This window comes from Pseudomonas sp. OV546, assembly GCF_900116845.1.
In the GTDB taxonomy this organism is placed as follows: Bacteria; Pseudomonadota; Gammaproteobacteria; order Pseudomonadales; family Pseudomonadaceae; genus Aquipseudomonas; species Aquipseudomonas petroselini.
The window spans coordinates 523,743-545,083 of record NZ_FPCE01000002.1; the positions used below are offsets into that span (position 1 = coordinate 523,743).

The 21,341-nt window shown below is 57.7% G+C and carries 27 protein-coding genes and 1 tRNA gene; 19 read left to right on the forward strand and 9 right to left on the reverse strand.

The features are described from left to right. Positions 1 to 13: 13 nt before the first annotated feature. The 19 genes from BM403_RS07655 (at position 14) to BM403_RS07745 (ending at position 14,378) form a co-directional block, all read left to right on the forward strand. Positions 14 to 1,738 (forward strand): tetratricopeptide repeat protein, encoded by a 1,725-nt coding sequence (locus BM403_RS07655; protein WP_064054701.1) that lies wholly within the window; start codon positions 14 to 16, stop codon positions 1,736 to 1,738. 4 nt (positions 1,739 to 1,742) lie between these two features. Continuing rightward, positions 1,743 to 2,360 carry a lipoprotein insertase outer membrane protein LolB gene (lolB, locus tag BM403_RS07660; protein ID WP_093542284.1) on the forward strand — a complete coding sequence of 206 codons (618 nt, stop codon included), beginning with the start codon at positions 1,743 to 1,745 and terminating at the stop codon, positions 2,358 to 2,360. A gap of 1 nt (position 2,361) precedes the next feature. After that, positions 2,362 to 3,213, forward strand: coding sequence for a 4-(cytidine 5'-diphospho)-2-C-methyl-D-erythritol kinase (gene ispE / locus BM403_RS07665; RefSeq protein WP_093542288.1), 852 nt, complete (start codon positions 2,362 to 2,364; stop codon positions 3,211 to 3,213). A 36-nt stretch (positions 3,214 to 3,249) separates the two neighbouring features. Further along, positions 3,250 to 3,324, forward strand: a tRNA-Gln gene (locus tag BM403_RS07670). Positions 3,325 to 3,370: 46 nt separating this feature from the next. Further along, positions 3,371 to 4,312, forward strand: coding sequence for a ribose-phosphate pyrophosphokinase (locus BM403_RS07675; protein ID WP_003208392.1), 942 nt, complete (start codon positions 3,371 to 3,373; stop codon positions 4,310 to 4,312). Between the two features lie 137 nt (positions 4,313 to 4,449). After that, entirely contained in the window at positions 4,450 to 5,052 is a 603-nt protein-coding gene (locus BM403_RS07680) for a 50S ribosomal protein L25/general stress protein Ctc (protein WP_012722105.1), read from the forward strand. Between the two features lie 168 nt (positions 5,053 to 5,220). Further along, positions 5,221 to 5,805, forward strand: a complete 585-nt coding sequence (gene pth / locus BM403_RS07685; protein WP_003188350.1) for an aminoacyl-tRNA hydrolase — start codon at positions 5,221 to 5,223, stop codon at positions 5,803 to 5,805. Positions 5,806 to 5,826: 21 nt separating this feature from the next. Beyond that, entirely contained in the window at positions 5,827 to 6,927 is a 1,101-nt protein-coding gene (gene ychF / locus BM403_RS07690) for a redox-regulated ATPase YchF (RefSeq protein ID WP_012722103.1), read from the forward strand. Positions 6,928 to 7,228: 301 nt separating this feature from the next. Further along, complete coding sequence (locus tag BM403_RS07695) at positions 7,229 to 8,146, forward strand: sigma-54-dependent Fis family transcriptional regulator (RefSeq protein ID WP_012722102.1); 918 nt, start codon at positions 7,229 to 7,231, stop codon at positions 8,144 to 8,146. A 187-nt stretch (positions 8,147 to 8,333) separates the two neighbouring features. Continuing rightward, entirely contained in the window at positions 8,334 to 8,525 is a 192-nt protein-coding gene (locus BM403_RS07700) for a hypothetical protein (protein ID WP_043204746.1), read from the forward strand. Continuing rightward, positions 8,525 to 8,998, forward strand: a complete 474-nt coding sequence (locus BM403_RS32135) for a hypothetical protein (RefSeq protein ID WP_256577139.1) — start codon at positions 8,525 to 8,527, stop codon at positions 8,996 to 8,998. The genes BM403_RS07700 and BM403_RS32135 overlap by 1 nt, the downstream gene beginning before the upstream one ends. Beyond that, positions 8,983 to 9,798 carry a type III secretion system inner membrane ring lipoprotein SctJ gene (gene sctJ, locus BM403_RS07710; protein ID WP_012722100.1) on the forward strand — a complete coding sequence of 272 codons (816 nt, stop codon included), beginning with the start codon at positions 8,983 to 8,985 and terminating at the stop codon, positions 9,796 to 9,798. Before BM403_RS32135 ends, sctJ begins: the two co-directional genes overlap by 16 nt. Further along, positions 9,788 to 10,369: a hypothetical protein gene (locus BM403_RS07715; protein ID WP_012722099.1), complete on the forward strand. Its 582-nt coding sequence runs from the start codon at positions 9,788 to 9,790 to the stop codon at positions 10,367 to 10,369. Before sctJ ends, BM403_RS07715 begins: the two co-directional genes overlap by 11 nt. Then, on the forward strand, positions 10,369 to 10,944 hold the full coding sequence (gene sctL / locus BM403_RS07720; RefSeq protein ID WP_012722098.1) for a type III secretion system stator protein SctL: 576 nt from the start codon (positions 10,369 to 10,371) through the stop codon (positions 10,942 to 10,944). Before BM403_RS07715 ends, sctL begins: the two co-directional genes overlap by 1 nt. A gap of 106 nt (positions 10,945 to 11,050) precedes the next feature. After that, positions 11,051 to 11,266: a Rho GTPase-activating protein gene (locus tag BM403_RS07725; RefSeq protein WP_012722097.1), complete on the forward strand. Its 216-nt coding sequence runs from the start codon at positions 11,051 to 11,053 to the stop codon at positions 11,264 to 11,266. A gap of 1 nt (position 11,267) precedes the next feature. After that, positions 11,268 to 11,660 (forward strand): type III secretion protein, encoded by a 393-nt coding sequence (locus tag BM403_RS07730; RefSeq protein ID WP_093542293.1) that lies wholly within the window; start codon positions 11,268 to 11,270, stop codon positions 11,658 to 11,660. Positions 11,661 to 11,776: 116 nt separating this feature from the next. Next, the gene (gene sctC, locus BM403_RS07735) at positions 11,777 to 13,816 is read left to right on the forward strand and encodes a type III secretion system outer membrane ring subunit SctC (protein ID WP_371914007.1); all 2,040 of its coding nucleotides are present in this window, start codon (positions 11,777 to 11,779) and stop codon (positions 13,814 to 13,816) included. Then, a complete protein-coding gene (hrpT, locus tag BM403_RS07740) occupies positions 13,813 to 14,016 on the forward strand; it encodes an HrpT family type III secretion system protein (RefSeq protein WP_012722094.1) in 204 nt (67 codons plus the stop codon). Before sctC ends, hrpT begins: the two co-directional genes overlap by 4 nt. Before the next feature lie 11 nt (positions 14,017 to 14,027). Continuing rightward, the gene (locus tag BM403_RS07745) at positions 14,028 to 14,378 is read left to right on the forward strand and encodes a hypothetical protein (protein ID WP_012722093.1); all 351 of its coding nucleotides are present in this window, start codon (positions 14,028 to 14,030) and stop codon (positions 14,376 to 14,378) included. Here the strand turns inward: BM403_RS07745 and sctU are convergent, their stop codons facing one another. Genes sctU through BM403_RS07790 form a run of 9 tightly spaced genes read right to left on the reverse strand, consistent with a single transcriptional unit; the run spans position 14,379 to position 21,327 of the window. Next, positions 14,379 to 15,476 carry a type III secretion system export apparatus subunit SctU gene (gene sctU / locus BM403_RS07750; protein WP_012722092.1) on the reverse strand — a complete coding sequence of 366 codons (1,098 nt, stop codon included), beginning with the start codon at positions 15,474 to 15,476 and terminating at the stop codon, positions 14,379 to 14,381. After that, the gene (gene sctT / locus BM403_RS07755; RefSeq protein WP_012722091.1) at positions 15,473 to 16,261 is read right to left on the reverse strand and encodes a type III secretion system export apparatus subunit SctT; all 789 of its coding nucleotides are present in this window, start codon (positions 16,259 to 16,261) and stop codon (positions 15,473 to 15,475) included. The genes sctU and sctT overlap by 4 nt, the downstream gene beginning before the upstream one ends. A 10-nt stretch (positions 16,262 to 16,271) precedes the next feature. After that, positions 16,272 to 16,535 (reverse strand): type III secretion system export apparatus subunit SctS, encoded by a 264-nt coding sequence (gene sctS / locus BM403_RS07760; RefSeq protein WP_012722090.1) that lies wholly within the window; start codon positions 16,533 to 16,535, stop codon positions 16,272 to 16,274. 7 nt (positions 16,536 to 16,542) lie between these two features. Continuing rightward, positions 16,543 to 17,196: a type III secretion system export apparatus subunit SctR gene (gene sctR, locus BM403_RS07765; protein WP_012722089.1), complete on the reverse strand. Its 654-nt coding sequence runs from the start codon at positions 17,194 to 17,196 to the stop codon at positions 16,543 to 16,545. Beyond that, positions 17,193 to 18,206: a FliM/FliN family flagellar motor switch protein gene (locus BM403_RS07770; protein WP_046034125.1), complete on the reverse strand. Its 1,014-nt coding sequence runs from the start codon at positions 18,204 to 18,206 to the stop codon at positions 17,193 to 17,195. The genes sctR and BM403_RS07770 overlap by 4 nt, the downstream gene beginning before the upstream one ends. Then, the gene (locus tag BM403_RS07775; protein WP_175538053.1) at positions 18,203 to 18,661 is read right to left on the reverse strand and encodes a type III secretion system HrpP C-terminal domain-containing protein; all 459 of its coding nucleotides are present in this window, start codon (positions 18,659 to 18,661) and stop codon (positions 18,203 to 18,205) included. The genes BM403_RS07770 and BM403_RS07775 overlap by 4 nt, the downstream gene beginning before the upstream one ends. Further along, positions 18,658 to 19,086, reverse strand: coding sequence for a type III secretion system stalk subunit SctO (locus tag BM403_RS07780; protein WP_093542299.1), 429 nt, complete (start codon positions 19,084 to 19,086; stop codon positions 18,658 to 18,660). The genes BM403_RS07775 and BM403_RS07780 overlap by 4 nt, the downstream gene beginning before the upstream one ends. Then, a complete protein-coding gene (locus tag BM403_RS07785) occupies positions 19,073 to 20,431 on the reverse strand; it encodes a FliI/YscN family ATPase (protein WP_093542303.1) in 1,359 nt (452 codons plus the stop codon). Before BM403_RS07785 ends, BM403_RS07780 begins: the two co-directional genes overlap by 14 nt. Then, positions 20,428 to 21,327: an FHA domain-containing protein gene (locus tag BM403_RS07790; protein WP_093542373.1), complete on the reverse strand. Its 900-nt coding sequence runs from the start codon at positions 21,325 to 21,327 to the stop codon at positions 20,428 to 20,430. Before BM403_RS07790 ends, BM403_RS07785 begins: the two co-directional genes overlap by 4 nt. Positions 21,328 to 21,341: the final 14 nt, after the last annotated feature.

The following is a 21,341-nucleotide window of genomic DNA, read 5'->3' on the forward strand; positions in this document are numbered from 1 at the left end:
GTCCTCTTCCTATATGAATAGATCCTCCGCGTTGCTCCTTGCTTTTGTCTTCCTCAGCGGCTGCCAGGCCATGGCACCCGTGTCGCCGGACGGTACCCCGCCGGTGGAAGACAGCACCCCCGCCCCTGAAAAGCCCAAGGTTTATTCCTCGTTCAGTGAAGAAACGGTGTACAGCCTGCTGACCGCGGAGCTGGCCGGCCAACGCAATCGCTTCGACATTGCGCTGGATAACTACGTGACCCAGGCCATCAACACCCAGGATCCGGGCATTTCCGAGCGGGCCTTCCGCATCGCCGAATACCTGGGCGCCGACCAGGCTGCGCTGGACACGTCGCTGATCTGGGCGAAAAACGCCCCGGACGATCTGGAAGCACAACGGGCGGCAGCGATTCAGCTGGCGCGCGCCGGGCGCTATGACGACTCCATGGTCTATATGGAGAAAGTCCTGCAGGGCAAGGGCGACACCCATTTCGACTTCCTCGCGCTGTCGGCTGCCGACACCGACCAGGACACGCGCAATGGCCTGATGAAGAGTTTCGACCGCCTGCTGCAAAAACATCCGAAGAACAGCCAACTGGTGTTCGGCAAGGCACTGCTGCTGCAACAGGACGACGAAGCCGACGCAGCCCTGAAGCTGCTCGAGCAGAACCCGCCGGAAGAAGGCGAAATCGCCCCGATCCTGCTGCGCGCACGCCTGTTGCAGAACCTCAATCGCGGCAAGGAAGCGATTCCTCTGCTGGAAAAAAATATCAAGAAGTATCCGGACGACAAGCGCCTGCGCCTGACTTACGCCCGCATGCTGGTGGAACAGGACCGCATGGAGGACGCCAAAGTGCAGTTCGCCAACCTGGTCCAGCAATACCCGGACGACGACGAGTTGCGTTATTCCCTGGCACTGGTATGCCTGGAAGCCAAGGCCTGGGACGAGGCCAAGGGGTATCTGGAAGAGCTGATCCAGCGCGAAAGCCATGTGGACTCGGCCCACCTGAACCTCGGCCGTATCGCTGAAGAACGCAACGACCCACAAGCTGCCCTGCTCGAATACGCACAAGTCGGCCCCGGCAACGACTACCTGCCGGCCCAATTGCGCCAGGCCGATATCCTGATGAGCAACGGCCGTACCGACGAGGCGGAAAAACGCCTGGCCGCTGCGCGGGATGCCGAACCTGACTACGCGATCCAGCTGTACCTGATCCAGGCCGAGACCTTGTCGGCCAACAAACAGGGCGAGCGTGCCTGGAAACTGCTGCAACAAGCCTTGCTGCAGTTCCCTGACGATTTGAACCTGCTGTACACCCGCGCCATGCAGGCCGAAAAACGCAATGACCTGGCGCAGATGGAAAAAGACCTGCGCCTGATCATCAAGCGCGACCCGGACAATGCCATGGCTCTCAACGCCCTGGGCTACACCTTGTCTGACCGCACGACGCGCTACGCCGAAGCCAAGGTGCTGATCGAACAAGCCCACAAGCTCAACCCGGAAGACCCTGCCGTACTCGATAGCCTGGGCTGGGTGAATTACCGCCTGGGCAACCTGGACGAAGCTGAACGCCTGCTGCGCCTGGCACTGGAGCGCTTTCCCGACCAGGAAGTTGCCGCCCACTTGGGTGAAGTGCTGTGGGCCAATGGCAAGCAGCGCGAAGCACGCCAAATCTGGGAAAAATTCCTCAAGGAACAACCCGAAAGCCCTATCCTGCGCGGCACCATCAAGCGCCTGACCGGATCCGAGACCCTTTAAGCTTATGTTCTTGCGCCACGTTATCGTTTTCAGCTTCATTGCCCTGCTCGCCGGTTGCGCAGGCTTCGGTTCCCGTGAATCCGTCGAAGGCCAGGGCAACCCGGCGCAATGGCAGCAACACAAGGACCAGCTCAGCAGCATTGATGGCTGGCAGATTGAAGGCAAAGTCGGCGTCCGCGCCCCCAAGGACTCCGGCAGCGGTACCTTGTTCTGGCTGCAACGCCAGGACTACTACGATATTCGCCTGTCGGGTCCCCTGGGCCGTGGCGCGGCGCGCCTGACCGGTCGACCGGGACACGTCAGCCTTGAAGTGGCCAACCAGGGTCGCTATGAAGCCACCTCGCCGGAAGAACTGCTTGAACAACAGATTGGCTGGAAGCTGCCGGTGTCTCATCTGGTCTGGTGGGTACGCGGCTTGCCCGCACCGGACAGCAAGAGTCGCCTGAGCCTGAACGGCGATAGCCGCCTGGCGGCGCTGGAGCAGAATGGCTGGCAGGTCGAGTATTTGAGCTATGTGGAACAAAGCGGTTATTGGCTGCCCGAGCGCATCAAGCTGCACGGCCCCGACCTTGATGTCACGCTGGTGATCAAGGACTGGCAACCGCGCAAACTGGGGCAATAACGTGTCCGTACAAACATTGACCCTGCCCTCCCCGGCCAAACTCAACCTGATGCTGCACATCCTGGGTCGCCGTGAAGACGGCTATCACGAACTGCAGACGCTGTTTCAATTTCTCGACTACGGCGATGAGCTGACCTTCGCCGTGCGCGACGATGGCGTGATCCAGCTGCATACCGAATTCGAAGGCGTACCTCACGACAGCAACCTGATTGTGAAGGCGGCGAAAAAACTTCAGGCGCAATCCGGTTGCCCGCTCGGCATCGATATCTGGATCGATAAAATCCTGCCCATGGGCGGCGGTATCGGTGGCGGCAGCTCGAATGCCGCGACGACTTTGCTGGGCCTGAACCACTTGTGGCGCCTGGGCTGGGACGATGATCGCCTGGCTGCGCTGGGCCTGACGCTAGGCGCCGACGTCCCGGTTTTCGTGCGTGGGCACGCCGCTTTCGCCGAGGGTGTGGGCGAAAAACTCACCCCGGAATACCCCGAAGAGCCGTGGTATGTCGTGCTTGTTCCGCAAGTATCTGTAAGTACAGCAGAAATTTTTTCAGATCCGCTGTTGACACGTAACTCTCCTCCCATTAAAGTGCGCCCCGTTCCCAAGGGAAACAGTCGAAATGACTGCTTACCGGTTGTAGCAAGGCGTTATCCAGAGGTACGTAACGCTTTGAATTTGTTAGGTAAATTTACCGAAGCAAAATTAACCGGAACTGGAAGTTGTGTGTTTGGGGGCTTCCCAAGCAAAGCTGAAGCTGATAAAGTCTCGGCCCTTCTTACAGAGACCCTTACAGGGTTTGTAGCAAAGGGAAGCAACGTTTCGATGTTGCATCGCAAGCTGCAAAGTCTGCTCTAAAGGAACCGAGTGTTAGGCACTCGTTGCAACAGATACAGGGGCGTCGCCAAGCGGTAAGGCAGCAGGTTTTGATCCTGCCATGCGTTGGTTCGAATCCAGCCGCCCCTGCCATTTTCCTATACTCATCCAGGTTACCCTCAGCCTCTAGGTACTGCGCGTGTCCAAGATGATGGTCTTTACGGGGAACGCCAACCCCGATCTGGCTCGACGTGTCGTACGTCAGCTGCATATCCCTCTCGGTGACATCTCTGTCGGTAAATTTTCCGACGGCGAAATTACAGCCGAGATCAATGAAAACGTTCGCGGTAAAGACGTTTTCATTATTCAGCCGACTTGCGCTCCGACCAACGATAACCTGATGGAACTCGTCGTGATGGCTGATGCCTTCCGCCGCTCCTCAGCGACTCGAATCACAGCTGTAATCCCTTACTTTGGTTATGCCCGTCAGGATCGCCGTCCGCGCTCCGCACGTGTGGCTATCAGCGCGAAAGTCGTTGCTGACATGCTGACCGTGGTAGGCATCGACCGTGTTCTCACGGTTGACCTGCACGCTGACCAAATCCAGGGGTTCTTCGATATTCCGGTAGATAACATCTACGGCTCCCCCGTATTGGTGGATGACATCGAAGACCAGCGCTTTGAAAACCTGATGATCGTGTCCCCGGACATTGGTGGCGTCGTGCGTGCACGGGCCGTTGCCAAATCCTTGGGCGTGGACCTCGGGATCATCGACAAACGCCGCGAGAAAGCCAATCACTCTGAAGTGATGCATATCATCGGTGATGTCGAAGGGCGTACCTGTATTCTGGTTGATGACATGGTCGACACCGCCGGCACCCTGTGCCACGCGGCGAAAGCCTTGAAAGAGCACGGTGCCGCTAAAGTCTTCGCCTACTGCACACACCCTGTGTTGTCTGGCCGAGCGATCGAGAACATCGAAAATTCCATGCTGGACGAACTGGTGGTGACCAACACCATCCCGTTGTCCGCTGCTGCTCAAGCCTGTTCGCGTATCCGTCAATTGGATATCGCACCGGTTGTTGCCGAGGCGGTTCGCCGCATCAGCAATGAAGAATCGATCAGCGCGATGTTCCGTTAAGGGTCAAACCTTCGGTCCATCTCACTGACGAAAAGCGCCCCGCCCCGACATGTTGTTGGGGCGGGGCTTTTTTGCCCATGTCGAGTCTGGCGCTGGTCGCAAACGCCGCTCGATGATGGCTATTTTGGAGATACAACATGAATGACTTTACTCTGAACGCCCAAGCGCGTACTGACCTGGGGAAAGGTGCGAGCCGCCGCCTGCGTCACGCCGCCAACATCCCAGCCGTTGTATACGGTGGTAACAAGCCTGCTGAATCAGTGACTATCCTGTCCAAGGAAATCGCCAAGCTGTTCGAAAACGAAGCTGCCTACAGCCACGTTATCGAACTGAACGTCGACGGCACCAAGCAGAACGTCATCGTTAAAGCGATGCAGCGTCACCCGTCCAAGCAGTTCATCATGCACGCTGACTTCGTTCGCGTTGTTGCTGGCCAGAAACTGACCGCTATCGTGCCTGTGCACTTTGTTGGTGAAGACGCTCCGGTCAAGAAAGGCGGCGTTGTTTCCCACACTGCTACCGAGCTGGAAGTAACCTGCCTGCCGAAAGATCTGCCTGAGTTCATCGAAGTCGACCTGTCGGCCGCTGAAATCGGCACCATCATTCACTTGTCCGACCTCAAGGCCCCTAAAGGCGTTGAGTTCGTTGCACTGGCTCACAACGACGACAAGGCTGTTGCCAACGTCCACGCGCCACGTGTTGTAGCTGAAGATGAAGAAGGCGAAACCGCTGCAGAGTAATACTCTCTGTGACGTCGGAGCTTGAGGAAACATCGCGGACCGGAACGTAGCGAGAAAGCGGGCGATAACGCGGCGTTTACTCTTGAGTAAATGATGTAATGTCGTCCACTTTCGCCGCACGCAGGTTGCGGCGATGTTATCCACAACTCCAAAGGAAGGGCCCCTGTCGTGACTGCCATTAAACTGATCGTTGGCCTGGGAAATCCAGGCGCCGAATACGAACAGACCCGGCATAACGCGGGGGCCCTTTTTGTTGAGCGCATCGCCCACGCCCAGGGTATAAACCTGGTGGCCGATCGCAAGTATTTTGGCCTGACCGGACGCTTCTCGCATCAAGGTCAGGACGTTCGTCTGCTGATTCCCACCACCTACATGAACCGCAGCGGCCAGGCTGTCGCGGCGCTTGCGGGCTTCTTCCGGATCAAACCCGAAGAGATCCTGGTGGCCCATGACGAACTGGACCTGCCACCCGGTGTAGCCAAGCTCAAGCTGGGCGGCGGGCATGGCGGGCACAATGGCCTGCGCGACATCATCGCGCAGCTGGGTAATCAGAATAATTTCTACCGTCTGCGGCTCGGCATTGGCCACCCAGGCGTTGCCAGTATGGTTTCAAATTTCGTCCTGGGTCGTGCGCCACGCGCCGAACAGGAAAAACTCGATGCCAGCATCGATTTTGCCCTCGGCGTGCTGCCGGATATCTTCGCCGGTGAATGGAACCGCGCGATGAAAAACCTGCACAGCCAGAAGGCCTGACTCTTACCGAGGGGAAACACCATGGGATTCAATTGCGGCATCGTCGGCCTGCCCAACGTCGGCAAATCCACCCTGTTCAACGCCCTGACCAAGTCCGGTATTGCAGCGGAGAACTTCCCCTTCTGCACCATCGAGCCCAACAGCGGCATCGTGGCTATGCCGGACCCGCGCCTGCAGGAACTGGCGGCGATCGTCAATCCCAAGCGTATCCTGCCGACCACCATGGAATTCGTCGACATCGCGGGCCTGGTAGCCGGCGCGTCGAAAGGTGAAGGCCTAGGCAACAAGTTCCTGGCCAACATCCGTGAAACCGATGCGATCGCCCACGTGGTCCGCTGCTTTGAAGACGAAAACGTGATTCACGTCTCCAACAGCGTCGACCCGAAACGCGACATCGAGATCATCGACCTCGAACTGATCTTCGCCGACCTCGACAGCTGCGAAAAGCAACTGCAAAAAGTCGCGCGTAACGCCAAGGGCGGCGACAAGGACGCAGTGGTCCAGAAAGGCCTGCTGGAGCAGCTGATCGCTCACTTCACCTTGGGCAAACCAGCACGCAGCCTGATGAAGAGCATGAATACCGATGAAAAAGCGGTGATCAAAGGCTTCCATCTGCTGACCACCAAACCAGTCATGTACATCGCCAACGTCGCTGAAGACGGCTTCGAGAACAACCCATTGCTCGACGTGGTCAAGGCCATCGCCGACGAGGAAGGCGCGATCGTGGTGCCGGTGTGCAACAAGATCGAGGCGGAAATTGCCGAGCTGGATGACGGCGAAGAAAAGGACATGTTCCTTGAGGCCCTGGGTCTGACAGAGCCTGGCCTGAACCGCGTGATCCGCGCCGGTTACGAGATGCTGCACCTGCAAACCTACTTCACCGCCGGTGTCGAAGAAGTCCGCGCCTGGACCGTCAAGGTCGGCGCTACCGCGCCACAGGCCGCCGGTGTGATCCACACCGACTTCGAAAAAGGCTTTATCCGCGCCGAAGTGATCGCCTATAACGACTTTATCCAGTTCAAGGGTGAAGCCGGTGCCAAGGAAGCGGGTAAATGGCGTTTGGAAGGTAAGGAATACATTGTTAAAGATGGCGATGTGATGCACTTCCGTTTTAACGTGTAAACGTTAACTGCGGTTTATACCGCGAATAAAAAGCCGATGCAGTGCATCGGCTTTTTTGTGGGCGCTGTTTATCAGCATTCAACAACACGCACGCCAAGCATCAAAAATTTTCAGACGTCTCCTACTTACACTGCTATATCTTATTACCCGAAAATAAATCCAAGTTAAAACCAAACTTATCCTACACGATATTGGTAATTCGCACGCTCAACAACAAGTGACAACACTTATAAAATTCTATCTACTGAACCGAGCCTACATGCCAATAGTGAAGCAATAGCGATTATGGAGCAATCATTCAATGTCGGCCTCTGACACTATGGACAATGAAGCGGATATTTCACTGCTTGAAGGCCCCGACATTGAAGAAATACTGAGCGGCACTGCCCAGCTCAATATAGATATTTTGCTGCTGGGAGAAACCGGAACCGGTAAGGACACCTTGGCGCAGCGAATCCATCGTTTATCCGGACGACGGGGGAGTTTCATCGCTGTGAACTGTGCCGCCATTCCCGAAACCCTCGCGGAAAGCCAACTGTTCGGCGTCAATAGCGGAGCCTATACAGGCGCTGTACAGTCCAGGGCAGGCTTTATCGAAGCCGCACATCTAGGCACCTTGTACCTGGATGAAATCGACAGCATGCCGCTTTCCTTGCAAGCCAAGCTACTGCGCACGCTTGAGTCGCGCGGTGTCGAGCGGCTCGGCTCGACCCGGTTTATTCCTGTAGACATGCGCGTTATCGCATCGGCTCAACAGTCGCTATACGAAATGGTTGAACGCGGGACTTTCCGGCGAGACCTGTATTTTCGTTTGAGTGTCGTCAACATCCAGCTCCCGTCTTTGCGAGAGTGCAGAGATCGTATAATCCCGCTTTTTTTGACCATGATCCGCCAAGAAGCGGAATCGTTTAAATGCCCTTATCCCCAGCCTCCGAGCTCCTTGTTACAACAGTTGTTATGCCATCCCTGGCCTGGCAACGTTCGCGAGCTGAGTTCCACGGCTAAACGCTTTGTTTTAGGCCTTCCTCCACTCTCAGTGAGGGGTAAGAATCCTAAGATATCTGAAGCAAGCCTCAAAGAACGCTTACAACGTATTGAGAAGTCACTGATTGAGGAATCACTGCATCGGCACAACGGCAATGTGGACCTGGCGGCGGCTGACTTGAGAGTTGCCAAACGTACATTCTATTACCGGATGAAACAACTTGGGATTGACTAAACGAATAGCCTAAACCCTAACGTCGTTACAAAAAAGCTGGAAGCTTCCAGTTTTTTTGCAACAGCTTGGAACTACTTAAACAGCGAATGCCACACAGTTAACGTCAGACATCATATTGTAAATCCATGCAAAAAGATGATGGCTGAATAGTGCACTATATTTCAAACTAGCGAAGTGGAGAAGGTCCATGTCTCAAATTAATGGTTACGGTTCCTACAACCCCTATAATTCCGCCTACGGCGCCGGCGATACCGCTGGAAACCCCACCCTTGATGCAGAAAGTCAGCGATCGAAGGAAATTCAGGCTCAAGGCCTGAAGCTGAGCAACGACGCAACGCAAGATACCAACGTCAAAGGCGCTGCTGAGAAAAGGCGTTAATGCAAGACCTCCTCGGCTCACCGGCCGAGGAGGTGCATCTTGTATTAAAAAGAGACGACCCTTCAAGCCTGCGTAACAGTACCATCGCTCACCTATTGGGATTACCGATGCTTGTACAAGACAATAGCTCAATCGCGCTTAGCAGCCATAAAAGCACCGTTCAATCATCTGATCGTTCACCCTTAAGTACGGATGTCGACTTTTTTACCTCACAACTCGAACGTCCCCTTTCGACAAATCCTATGGAAGTACAATTTGAAACGACGAGTTTGCTGACGAACGCGGCAATGGCGCTCGATACAACAAAAAATAAAATAGCGAGAGACCTTAGCAGACTCAGCAAACACATCGACAGAGAGGCATTACGTAAGTATCCAAATGATCTTTCCAACGCATTGCTCATGTCGAATTTGCTCGTAAAAACCCTCGGTAGAACAACTCAGTGCATCGACAAAATATGCAACCTGCAGTAGCGAACAGGTACTTCCTGCAGCCAACGCTATTGGCGCTCACCCTTCTGTTTCTGTTGAGTGGTTGCGGTGACCGTGTCGAACTGCATCGACAACTTTCCGAGCAAGAGGCCAATGAAGTCATTGCAGAACTGGCAGACAAGCATATTCGAGCTCGAAAGATCCCGACCAAGGATGGTGTAACGGTAAGTGTTGATACAAACGACATAGGCCGAGCTGTTCGCACGCTGGAGGCTGTGGGCCTGCCCAAACTCGCTCGCGCCACACTCGGCGATACGTTTCGCAAAGAGGGCGTTATCTCTACGCCACTGGAAGAGCGCGCGCGCTACATCTACGCCTTATCCCAAGAGCTCGAAGCCACCCTGTCGAACATCGACGGTGTCATCGTTGCCCGAGTGCACGTCGTGCTTCCCGAGCGCATTGCGCCAGGAGAACCTGTGCAGCCTGCATCCGCCTCGGTTTTCATCAAACACGATCCTCGCCTTGATCCCGATAATATCCGAGCCCGGGTTCGCAGAATGGTCGCAAGCAGTATTCCGGGGATGACCACCGCTGTGGATAATCCACAAAAACTTACCGTCATATTTGTACCCGCCGTGGCTTACCAGGAACAAAAGCGATTGGTCTACTTCGGACCTTTCTTAATCCCGGCAGATGACCGCAGCTTTTGGTGGACCTGCTTGGTCGGTGTGCTGGGTGGTTTGATTTTTACGGTGGCCGGCTCACTCTTCCTGTTGAACCGGCGACAGCGGCTGGCGCAGGCGATACCTGAGGTAACGACAGGTCCTGTACATGATCATTAGCCATTCCCTATCCATGAGTGACCGTCTTGCTTGGGCTCAATGGTGGGCATTTCCCTGGAAGACCTCTCACGAAAGCTGGACATCTTTTTACCCTGAAATTGCCTTGATCCATTGCTGTGAGGCCCTGATGAAGAACGGACTTGCAGGTGCTGCTCCCTCCTTGCCTCCTCCACCTCAGTTTGCGGTGCTCCGATTGGCGCTTGCCTCAACGGACCAACTCAACCTCGCGCTCAAATTGATTCACCTTACTGTCGCGCCTCAATCTGCACCCTCCTTGAACGAAGGCGATGATCTATGGTGCATGAGCCTTTCCAAAGCCCTCTCACCTGACATGCTTCTGCCCGAAGATGACCCTTTGCAATTACTGTGCAATTGGATCGCGCCCACTGTCTGGCAGCGGCTTCGATTACGTTTTCCCGTTGAGCGAGTTCTCACGGTGGAAGAAAGAGCTCCCGTATTCGAAAACGCGTGCAGCCGATTGATCACGCTCTGGCAAGCCGTGGTCTGGCGTGTCACATCAAGAAACAGCCACGACACGCTTCCTGACATGCACAAGCCAGGAGATCGATAATGCTTCAACTACACAAAATTGAGTTGCACCAGAACGCTGCCAGTTTTCCAAACCCCTTGGTTCCCCGAGAAGTACTCGCAGACGTCGAAAACGCCAATCAGCTCCTGTCGCATGCACAAGCGAAGGCTGACGAGCTGATAAGAAGAGCGGGTGAGAAATGTGAGGCGATGCAGAAGCAAACCTCGTTAGAATTCTGGCAACGCGCCGACAAGCAACTCAAGTGCTGGGAACATGAGCGTGAGGGAATTCTGGCAAGCCTTGAACACCACGCGACCTTAGTCATCAACCAGGCCATCCAGCGCATCCTTGACGAGACTGTCGAGCCTCAGCGCCTGCAAGCTCTCATACAGCAGCTGCTGGCTAGTCAAATACCGCAGGTCAACGCGACGCTACTGTGCTGCCCAAGCGAATTCGAGCATGTAAAGAAGTACCTTGCTTCGTACGGGGCGACACTCTGGAAGCTGCAACCAGACGCCACTGCCCTCCCTCAAACCCTGACACTGAGGACAAACGAGGGAGATTTTCTTATCAACTGGAACTCAATGCTCGAGATGCTTCTTAAACAGAGTCGATAAAATCAAAAGCCCTTGCTCAATGGTTCACCTCGTATCAAATAGTTTCTTGTGCATGGAACTGATTGACTAGTACACACCACAACACAAAAAACATCGAGGAATAACTATGCGCTCTTTAAGCAACTTATCGCTTCAGCTTGCGAGAAACAGCACCACCGCAAACCAGAAAGTCGTGCGCGCGGGAGAGGATCCTGAAACATCGGAAGACATTCAGGCGTTCTACTCACTCATAATGCAGCAAGACTTCGCCAACTTTGCCTATCTAGAGCAAGGGCGCGTCATTCACGAAACGATCAAAACAACCCTCGAAAGCTTTCAGTAATTTGAAAGCCCTTATCATCGACTGGTTGAAGAGCGGCAAAGAACAAATCACCCTACTTGAAGGACAAGACGAAATTATAATTAGCCTTCAAGGTGGTGGGGTGTTGGTGTACGTCAGTCTGTCTTCAACTTCTTTTAATAACACCGAACTGCAATGTTGGATGCGGATCAGCTTCGCGAGCCTGGCCCACTTTCAAGGCGCATTCGCGCGAGCACCTAGCAGTGGAGCGCTCTGGATTATCCAAAGTCTTCAAGGGACGCCTGATGCGCTTCGCGTGCTCGCAAGCGTCGAATCGCTGCTCAACCAACGTGATACTTGGCGCGCCATGTTCGCACGCCTGAATAAGCCAGCCCATCCGCTCAAACCAACTTCACTACGTGCGTTGCGGCATTAATCAGGAAAGTTCCTATGCATAACAAGATCTCTAAGCATACCTGCTTGCATATTGATCCGCCTGACACTTCATCCAGGCGCGCCAAATGGCAATGGCTGGTTCTATTAGGCTGCATAATGGCTCCGGCGCACAACCTACTCGCAGCCATCCCCGCCGAGTGGAAAAACACCGCCTACGCCTACGAGGCCGACCACAAACCACTACGTGAAGTGCTCGAAGACTTCGCCCAGACCTTTGGCACGCAACTGCAAATCGAAGGCTTGCTGGAGGGCGACGTCAACGGCAAGATCCGCGCGAATACCCCGCAATCCATGCTGGATAGACTCGGCGTTGAGCACCGTTTTCAGTGGTACCTCTACAACAACACCCTGTTCATCAGCACGTTGGACCAGCAGGAATCCGCGCGCCTGGAAGTCTCCTCGGAAACTATTTCCGACCTCAAGCAAGCGCTGACCGATATCGGCCTGCTTGATAGCCGTTTCGGCTGGGGCGAATTGCCTGAAGACGGTGTCGTATTGGTCTCCGGCCCCAAAACCTACATCGAACAGATCAAACAGTTCAGCAGCAAACGCCGCTCGGCGGATGAAAAACAGAGCGTGCTCAGCTTCCCACTCAAGTTCGCCAATGCCGCAGACCGCAAAGTGGACTACCGCGGTGAAAAGCTCATTGTCCCCGGCGTCGCGAACATTTTGCGGGGGCTCTTGGAACCCCGCTCAGCCTCGACGCTAACGGGGATGAGCCAACCCGATTCATCCCAGCCGTCCCCTCTAACCCCCAATGTACCTCGGCTGGGCAATCCGTTACTGGGCCAAATGCTCGGTGCAAATGGCAACGCAGGACAATTGGACACGGGGCCGACAGTCACGCCACGCGCCCCGGTCTCCAAGAGCCGGATCCGCGTCGAAGCCGATGTGCGCAATAACGCTGTGCTGATCTATGACCTGCCGGAACGCCAGGCCATGTACCGCGACCTGATCACTCAACTCGACGTCGCGCGCAAGTTGATCGAAATCGACGCAATCATTCTCGATATCGAACGTACGCAATTGCGTGAATTCGGGGTGAACTGGGGTTTCCAGAACAGTCGCTTCCGCGGAGGCGTCAACATGGCACCAGGCACCTCGTCGCAGGTGTCGATTGAAAACCGTGATCGTTTTTACGCCGACATCCGCGCACTGGAGGCCAAGGGCCTGGCAACCATGGTCTCCAACCCCTCGGTGCTCACTCTGGAAAACCAGCCGGCGGTGATCGACTTCAACCGTACCCAATACCTCACTCCCGGCAGAGATTACGCAACCATTTTGCCCGTCACGGTGGGCACCAGCCTTCAGGTGGTGCCTAGGGTGACCACCGGCCGCGGCGTCCACCAGATCCATTTGGCCGTCGACATTGAAGATGGCAGTTTCGACGAGAGCAACCCCGACGCCGACCCCAACCGCCTTGATGTACGCCGAGGCAAGGTCAGCACCCAGGCGGTAATGGAAGAGAAGCGTTCGCTGGTAGTGGGTGGCTTCCATGTCACAGACAGTTCCGACCAGCAAAAGAAGATTCCGCTGCTGGGGGATATTCCGTTGCTGGGCAAGGCGCTGTTCTCTTCGACAGAACGCCACAACAATCGCCGTGAACGCTTGTTTATCCTGACCCCCCGCGTCATCGGCGACCAGGACGACCCGTCGCGCTACTTGCCACAGGACGACCAGGCTGAGTTACAAGCGGCCCTCACACCACTGGCCAGGCGCTATTCGCCGCATCAGCCGGTGATCAAACGCAGTGACATCATCACGACGCTGGCCCGCCTGGTCAGTGGGGAAGTGCCCAAAGCGTTCAACGCCGCGCCGATGCCGCTGGGGCTGAACACCTTGTGCAGCACCCGTGACTTGCTGGCGCTGAATACCGAGCGCAGCCAGTGGTACGCCGGTCCGGACTACAACGTGGCGGTGGTCGTACTGCGCAACCAGTTCAAACGCAATGTGCGTATCGATGAAAAGGAATGCAGCAACTCGCAGACCCTGGCAGTCACCGTATGGCCGCGTGCCTGGCTCAAACCGGGTGAAGAAGCCGAGGTGTTTATTGCCATGCGCCCCGTGGTGAAGGATGAACACCTCAGTGTGCCCCGCCCCTCCTTGATCACTCCCACTCAGAAGGCCACGCCATGAAACACCCTGTACTGTGCGTCATGCTGATCGGCGCTGCACTGCTCGTCGCCGGCTGCACCCCCACCTGTAAGGGCGATTCGTGCTCACGCCCACAATCGACCAAGGACAAGATGGTGATCTGGTGGCCGCCGCAAATGCGCGTTGAGCCGGGCCCCGCCGGCGAACGTGCGGATTACCAGACGGTATCGCTGGAACGGTGAGGTCCTCGTAAATGCCCGACGATCAACGCAAGGTATTTCTGGACAACCTGGTGAGCGGCACTGCTGCTCACCTGCCGCTCGCGCCCGGTATCAAGGTAAGCGCACTGCACGCTGGAGATCGCCCGGGACTCGCCCTGCAAGTTGCTCGCGAAGCGCTGCAGACCGGGCAATTGCAGCGGGTATTGGAGCTTCGCTGTGAGCACGCGCTGGCGTTCGATGGGTGTTTTGTTTACCTCGACGCCCAGTACGCCCTGGTGATCTGGCACGCACTGCCTGCCTCCAACAGCGCGCTCGACAAGATCCTCAGCCGGATGCTGTCACTGGCCGGCCTGCAAGCCTTGGATACCAGCTCGATCCGCTGATCAGTGCCGTTCAAGCTCCGGCAATTCCAGGGTTTCGCGCTTAGCCTCATCATCAAGCTCGCGCAAGGTGCGGTAAATCAGCGCCACGGCCCGCAAGGTCTCGCGCGGGATGCTTGCGCCCAGCTTTTTCGTGTAGAGCGTGCGCGCCAGCCATACGCATTGGATCACCGGCACATCGGCCGCCTTGGCGCGGCGGATCAATGTGCGCGCTTCATCGTCGGTGCCTTTGCTCACCAGCATCGGCAGCGGCGTTTTACCGGGGCGGTAATACAGGGCGACAGCAAAGTGCGTCGGGTTGACCACCAGCATGTCGGACTCCTCCAGCTTGGGCAGCTTGACCTTGGGTTCTTCCTGGGCCAATTGATACGCCAGCGAACGCCGCTGCCCTTTGACGTGGGGGTCACCCTCCATGTCTTTGTACTCCTTGACCACCTCCACCTGGGTCATGCGCATGCGCTTGGCGAAAAAGTGCCTCACCATGATCAGGTCGATAAGCGCCAGCACCAGCAGCATACCGAGGCAGACATGCAGCAAGTGACGAAACAGCGCAATCAACGCCAGGATGTAACTTTGCAGATCGCTGGTGGCCAGGTTGATCAGCGTGCCCAATGAGGGCCAGATCACTACATACAGAATCGAAGCAATCAGGCAGGCCTTCGCAATGCTCATCAGCAGGTTCATCAACTGCTGGGCAGAGAACATCTGCTTGACTTGGCTGATAGGGTTGAGGCGATTGAAATCCAGCTTCAGCGTCTCGGGAGCGAACAGCAACCCGAACTGCATCCAACTGCTGATCAGCTTCGTGGTAATCGCCACCCCGACCATCAACAGGGCGAACGAAAAAAACACTGTCATCCCCTCAAACAGCACTTCTTCCAGCGCTCGCGTAAAGGGCTGGGTCAGGCGTGACAACGGCAGTAGCATCAGTTGCTGGAAACGTTGCAGGCTGGTCTCGGCGGTGAACAAGGCGATCTCGCTGATGGCCGTCAATGCCAGCAGCTTTGCAACGTCCTGGCTTTGGGCGACCTGGCCTTTCTTGCGCTGGTCACGCAGTTTCTTGGCTGACGCGGGGTGCTTTTTTTCGCCCGAGTCACTCATGGGATTGCAACCTTGATCAATAGCCCGAGTGAGTGTTTCAGGTCGCCCAGCAGGCTCATACGCCCGACGATCAGGTCCTGCAGCAGCGCAAAGTAGAGAAGAAGGATGCCGATACCCGCCAGGCTTTTGACCGGTGGCGCCAGCGTGCTGACCTGCAATTGCTGACTGTAGACGCCCAGCAGCGCGATGCCGAACTCCAGCAACAGCAACACAGCGATAAAGGGCGCGGCGTAGAGCAACATGTGCGTGAAGGTGTCACCCAACAGGTCGATGAACACGCTCATGCCATTCGCCGCCGGCAGCGGGAACCATGCGGTGGGAGGCCAGATCAGGTAGCTGTCCCAGATCACCTGGGTCAACGTGCCCAACCCCAGGCTCACCATCAACAGGAAAATCGCCAGTTGCTTGAACAAGTGTCCAATCGGCGTCGCATCCGGCCCCAACGAGGGGTTGAGCTGGCCGCCAGCCAAAGCGCCGCGTTGGTTATCCAGCAGCGCCCCCACTGACTCGAACATCCAGAACGGCATCGCCAGCAGCACGCCCAATAGAACCCCCAAGGCCACCTCCTTGAGCACCAGCGCCCCCAATAGAATCGCGGAGTAATCCTGGCCTGCCAACGCCGCATAGATACCCGGCGCAGGCATCAATGCCAAGACCATCACGAGGGTATGGCGCGGCATGCCCCTTATATGCTGGAAACAGAACGCCGCCACCAGGATGCCGCAGGGGTAGATCCGCGCCATGCCGATCACCAGGCTGGGCAAATACTCGAGATAGAGCAGCACGGGCAGGCCCTCAGTTCAGGGCCGAGCGGCCGATCATGTCAAAGGTCAGGTTGATCAGTTGGATCAACTCCACGCCTATCCAGCGGCCGGTCATGATCAGTGTGATCCCCACCGCCACCAGCTTGATGCCGAAGGGTAGCGTCTGGTCCTGCACCTGCATCAGTGCCTGGACCAGCGACGTCATCACGCCTACCACCACCGCCACCAACAAAGGCGGTGCCGACAGCACCACCACCAGCAACATGCCCTGCTTGAACAGTACGATTGGTTCCATAAGCCCCTCAGAGATAGGAAAGGAACAGGCTGTCGAGCAAACGCGACCAGCCGGACACCATCACGAACAACAGCAGTTTGAGGGGCAGGGAAATGGTCATCGGCGAGACCATTTGCATGCCCAGCGCCAGCAGCAGGTTGGAGACAATCAAATCGATGACGATGAAGGGGATGTAGATCAGGAAGCCTATCTCGAACCCCGCCTGCAGTTGCGACAGCACGAACGCCGGGATCAGCAGGATAAGGTCTTCGCGTTGCACCTCCTGGGCCATTTGCGCGGGCCACAGGCGTGCAGTGTTTTCCAGCAGGTGCGTCAGCACATCCGGGTCGATGTTGCGCAGCATGAAGGCACGCAACGGTTTGATGGCTTCATTTGCCGTCTGCAGCAGCGTTTGCACGTTACTCAGGTCAAGAGGCAAAGCTTTGACGCTCTCGGCAATTTCATACCCTACCGGCGCCATGATAAATAGCGTGGTCGCAAGCGCAATGCCATTGATAGCCATGCTCGGCGGCACCTGCTGCACGCCGATGGCGTTGCGGGTGATCATCAGCACAATCACGATCTTCAAGAACGCCGTACAGACGACCAATAGCATGGGCATCAACGACAATGCCGCCAAAAATACCGCCAGGACTAAGGGGTCCAACCCTTGCAGTATCATCGACCGAACATCACGCGCGACAACTGCAAACCCAGGCGCCCGTCGACTTCCACCAACTGTCCCTGGCCAATAGGCCGATCACCGTAATAGAGGCCCGCCATGCCCGGTGCGTAACCGGCAATGCCCAGCACCGCGCCCGGCGCGAGGTTGCGCAACTCGCCCAGGGTGAGGTTCAACGTGCCGCAGCGTACGTTCAGCGCCATGCTCAGTTCATCGAATGGCTCGTGACCGAATACGTCCGTCACGGGTTCATCGTCTTCTTCCCCGGCGTAGTGGGGGGCTATGAATTCTTCGTCCACAGACGTCTCCTCGATTGAAGTAAGGGTCAGGCACAACGGCCCACTGTCATCGTCAATGCACCCATGCAATCGGTGTGTGCCAACCTGTACGTAGCCATTGCCCTGGGCTAGAAAAAAGCTCTGCTCAAGCACCAGCACATCACCGACCCGCAGGCTGCGTGCTTGCGCGATCGGTAACTGCAAACGCCCAAGGGTCACCGCGATAGCCAGTCGAAACGACGCGGGCATCGGCCCGGCGCGGCCACGCCACGGGCCGGCATCGCACAACGCCAGGAAACTCTCGGGGCTCAGCCACACATACCCCTCGACCCGGGTTTGCCCCAGGGTCACACTGAGTCGGCAGCCAAACGCCTTGGGTCGGTCGGTCTCCAGCAATCGCACATAGCCCAACAAGGCTCGCACCTGAGGACTCAGGTGAAGCTGGAACAGCTCCCAGAACCAGGAATCCGGATCGTTGCCGGAGGGGGCCAACGTCACAGGGCACTCGCCCAGCAGGCTGAGCAACGGACCGGCTTCGGCGAGCGCCAGCACGCCACACACCGTTTCGAAGCACACCGCTTCGCCTCTTGCGGGGGCACGCCCAGGCTCGAGCCGCAACTGGCCACCCTGCCCGGCCACCTGAAACGCCAAGCTCAGGCCACGGCCCAGTCGACGTCGCGCGGCAACCGTGCTGCTCTTAACCAAAGGCACTGTCAGCAGCGGCACTATCATGCGCAGCCGACAGTGGGCAGATGCAGGCTGACCGGCTGACCCAGCGTGGCCGTAAACCGATCCTCACACTGTTGCCGCACGCCGCTTAACCAACGCGCCGTCGCAGCTTCCTCCGCCTCCAAGTCGATACTCCAGGCACCTTGTTCGCGGCGCACACTGGCGTTGATCCGCCCCAGGCGAGGCAAGTACAAGACCGCCTTGAGCGGCCACTGGGACGCGGCCTGCAGACGCGGCGCCAGTTGCTCGGCAAGCGCCCCGATCATGACAACATCGCCCGACGCCCGGGTTCCGAACAGGGACGCCTGCGCCCCTGAGCCCTCATCGTCAGCGGCCCAACACTGGGCAAACAACCGCGTCAGCTCCGCCGACACCCCTCCTGCGCCCCCAGGTTCTCGCTCCTCTCGCGGATCACGTCGGCGTGGACGTTCAGCGGGTTTATCTGAAACCTGGGTCATGTCGGCTCCTGCACCAATAAAAGGGATAGCTCCTGAAGTTTTTCCACCTGCCGCAGGCATTCAGTGACCTGTTTCTGGGCTGTGCCGACGCGGGTTTGCTTCTCTTCGCGCTGCCCCTGCAATGCCTCCAACTGCCCCATGTCCCGCCGGGTATTGGCAGACAAGGAACGCTCCTGGCCGCCCCAGGACTTCAGGGCTTTCAAGGTCAGTACCTGCCCCTGGTGCTGGCTGAGCAACCGAGCACTTTGCAGGGCCTCCTCTTGCCGAGTGTGCTCAAGCGCATCCTGGGCCTGCTGGATATTCGCAAGCAGCGCCTGCTGGGCACGCTTAGCCTCACGCAGGGCGCGCTCGGCCCGATCCGCACGGTGCCGGCGCAGGCGCCTTAGCGTCTCCACTTCACTGAGCAGCCCATCAGAATGGGACATAGGTGGTCAGCTCCTTGAGTTGCGCAAGCGTCGCCGCCATCGGTGCAGGCTCACGCAAGTCCTGGCGCAAGAAACCATCGACAGCCTGGCGACTGTCCACAGCCAGGTCGGTCAAGGCATCACTCCCTGGCTGGTATTCCCCCAGCTTGAGCATCAGCTCGATCTGCTGATAGGCCGACAACAAGCGTCGCAACGCCGTACCCGCCTGAATATCCTCGGGCTGGGCGACGTTGCTCAAAATCCGCGACAGGCTCGCCAGCACATCCACCGCGGGATAGTGCCCACGCTCGGCCAACTTACGGGACAGCACGATATGGCCGTCGAGCAGCGAGCGCACTTCATCGGCCACCGGGTCGTTCATTGAGTCCTGCTCGATCAGCACGGTGTAGATCGCCGTGATCATGCCGTCACGGGTCAACCCGGCGCGTTCAACCAACCGCGGCAACAGGCTGTACACCGACGGCGGCAGCCCCCCACGGCCCAGGGGCTCGCCGGCGGCCAGGCCGATTTCGCGCTGGGCCCTGGCGAAACGGGTCAGGGAGTCGATCAGCAGCAACACGCGCAGGCCCTTGCGCCGATAACCCTCAGCCAACGCCGTCGCCGTGAACGCGGCACGCGCTCGTTCCATGCTGGAACGATCGGAGGTGGCACACACCAGCACCGCTTTGGAACGCAGTTGCTCATCCAGCTCGTGGTCGAGAAACTCACGCAGCTCGCGCCCCCGCTCGCCGATCAGGCCGAACACGATGACGTCACACTCCACGTTACGGGCGATCTCGGCCAACAGGGTGGTCTTGCCGCAACCGGCCCCGGCAAACAGGCCCACGCGCTGGCCTTCGCCCAGCGTCAACAGGCCATCGATGGAACGCACCCCAGTGGCCAGCGCGCGGTGGATCCGTGGCCGCTCGGTGGGCAACGGTGCCTCACACAACACTGCGCTGGTGTCCGGCAAGTCGGCCTCGACAAACGCACCGGGACCTTCGCCCGAGATCGGCCGCCCGAAACCATCCAGCACCTGGCCCAGCAGTGCCTCGCTGACCTGCACCCGATGCGCGACCCCGAGGCGCTCGACGCCGGCGCCCACCTGGACCCCTTCCAGGTTGCCCAGCGCACTGAGCACAGCATCCTGCTGATCGAAACCAATGATCTCTGCGAGCATATAGTCGCCCGGCTTTTTCTCCACACGGCATAAATCACCGATACGCGCCCGGGGGAGTCGACACTGCAACAACATGCCATTTACGCGCTGGATGCGGCCCCGCATCGTCACGGGCGCGAAGGTCGCCAGCGACTGGGCCTGGCGCTGCTGCCAGGCGTCGAGACGCGCTTGCAGTTGCGCGTTCACCAGCGCACCTCATAACGCTGTACGCCGTCAAAAACCACTTTGCTGTTGTCGATCAGCACCAGGCGCAGGCCATCCACTTCATCCCCGACAAACAGCCGACTGCCCTCCTCCAGGACCACATGGCCATTGGGCCCACCCACGATCTGCACAATCTTGAACGGCAACGCCCCATCCCGTACGCGCACACGGCTGATCACCGGCACCGCGCTGTCAAATTGCTCGCCAAAACGGTTGAGCATGCGCGCGACCAGTTCGACATCATCCTGTGAGACATCCCCACTGAGCGCGACCTGCCCATTGATGACCTGCAAATTCACGCGCTGGCTCAATTCACGCTCGCCGAGCATCTTCAAAAACTGTTGGCGCACTTCGAACGGCGAGGCCAGTTCCTGTTTCTGAACAACCGGCGGCATCAAGGAAGCCTGGGCCTCAGGCTCACCCGTGGAGGCCATGCCCACCACGATGAAGATGACCGTCACCACCAATACCAAGGTAATCAGGCGTTTTTGCTGCGAGTGCGTGATGGTCGATAACTTAAGTACCCGCGCCGGGTCATTGACCTGGGGCGACGCTACCGGTGCAGGGGCCGGCGCCTGGGGCCAGGGTTGATCGGCCGAGGTGACACACAGCCGCACGCCTCCCACCGAAAATGTGACGTTCGGCGCCAAGCGTGCGATCTGTGCCAGTAACTGACCATCAGCCCCATGCAACAGTCCTGCCTCGGCCTGCACTGACCAGTTCGAGTCGATGAATCTCAGCCACGCATGGTGCTCGGCGATACCCGGATCGTTCAGCACCAGGTCAGCATCGATGTGGGCACCGATGCTCCACTGCTCCCCAAACAAGGGCAACGCAGCGCCCTGATGCAGCCCATCGAGCACTCGCAACTCAAACATCATCGCGCCCTCCC

Bases quoted from the DNA above. Each gene is read 5' to 3' on its own strand.
- BM403_RS07655 (WP_064054701.1), top strand. From the start codon at position 14: ATGAATAGATCCTCCGCGTTGCTCCTTGCTTTTGTCTTCCTCAGCGGC.
- lolB (WP_093542284.1), top strand. From the start codon at position 1,743: ATGTTCTTGCGCCACGTTATCGTTTTCAGCTTCATTGCCCTGCTCGCC.
- BM403_RS07680 (WP_012722105.1), top strand. From the start codon at position 4,450: ATGAATGACTTTACTCTGAACGCCCAAGCGCGTACTGACCTGGGGAAA.
- ychF (WP_012722103.1), top strand. From the start codon at position 5,827: ATGGGATTCAATTGCGGCATCGTCGGCCTGCCCAACGTCGGCAAATCC.
- BM403_RS07695 (WP_012722102.1), top strand. From the start codon at position 7,229: ATGTCGGCCTCTGACACTATGGACAATGAAGCGGATATTTCACTGCTT.
- BM403_RS07700 (WP_043204746.1), top strand. From the start codon at position 8,334: ATGTCTCAAATTAATGGTTACGGTTCCTACAACCCCTATAATTCCGCC.
- BM403_RS32135 (WP_256577139.1), top strand. From the start codon at position 8,525: ATGCAAGACCTCCTCGGCTCACCGGCCGAGGAGGTGCATCTTGTATTA.
- sctJ (WP_012722100.1), top strand. From the start codon at position 8,983: ATGCAACCTGCAGTAGCGAACAGGTACTTCCTGCAGCCAACGCTATTG.
- BM403_RS07715 (WP_012722099.1), top strand. From the start codon at position 9,788: ATGATCATTAGCCATTCCCTATCCATGAGTGACCGTCTTGCTTGGGCT.
- sctL (WP_012722098.1), top strand. From the start codon at position 10,369: ATGCTTCAACTACACAAAATTGAGTTGCACCAGAACGCTGCCAGTTTT.
- BM403_RS07725 (WP_012722097.1), top strand. From the start codon at position 11,051: ATGCGCTCTTTAAGCAACTTATCGCTTCAGCTTGCGAGAAACAGCACC.
- sctC (WP_371914007.1), top strand. From the start codon at position 11,777: ATGGCTCCGGCGCACAACCTACTCGCAGCCATCCCCGCCGAGTGGAAA.
- hrpT (WP_012722094.1), top strand. From the start codon at position 13,813: ATGAAACACCCTGTACTGTGCGTCATGCTGATCGGCGCTGCACTGCTC.
- BM403_RS07745 (WP_012722093.1), top strand. From the start codon at position 14,028: ATGCCCGACGATCAACGCAAGGTATTTCTGGACAACCTGGTGAGCGGC.
- sctU (WP_012722092.1), bottom strand. From the start codon at position 15,476: ATGAGTGACTCGGGCGAAAAAAAGCACCCCGCGTCAGCCAAGAAACTG.
- sctS (WP_012722090.1), bottom strand. From the start codon at position 16,535: ATGGAACCAATCGTACTGTTCAAGCAGGGCATGTTGCTGGTGGTGGTG.
- sctR (WP_012722089.1), bottom strand. From the start codon at position 17,196: ATGATACTGCAAGGGTTGGACCCCTTAGTCCTGGCGGTATTTTTGGCG.
- BM403_RS07770 (WP_046034125.1), bottom strand. From the start codon at position 18,206: ATGATAGTGCCGCTGCTGACAGTGCCTTTGGTTAAGAGCAGCACGGTT.
- BM403_RS07775 (WP_175538053.1), bottom strand. From the start codon at position 18,661: ATGACCCAGGTTTCAGATAAACCCGCTGAACGTCCACGCCGACGTGAT.
- BM403_RS07780 (WP_093542299.1), bottom strand. From the start codon at position 19,086: ATGTCCCATTCTGATGGGCTGCTCAGTGAAGTGGAGACGCTAAGGCGC.
- BM403_RS07790 (WP_093542373.1), bottom strand. From the start codon at position 21,327: ATGTTTGAGTTGCGAGTGCTCGATGGGCTGCATCAGGGCGCTGCGTTG.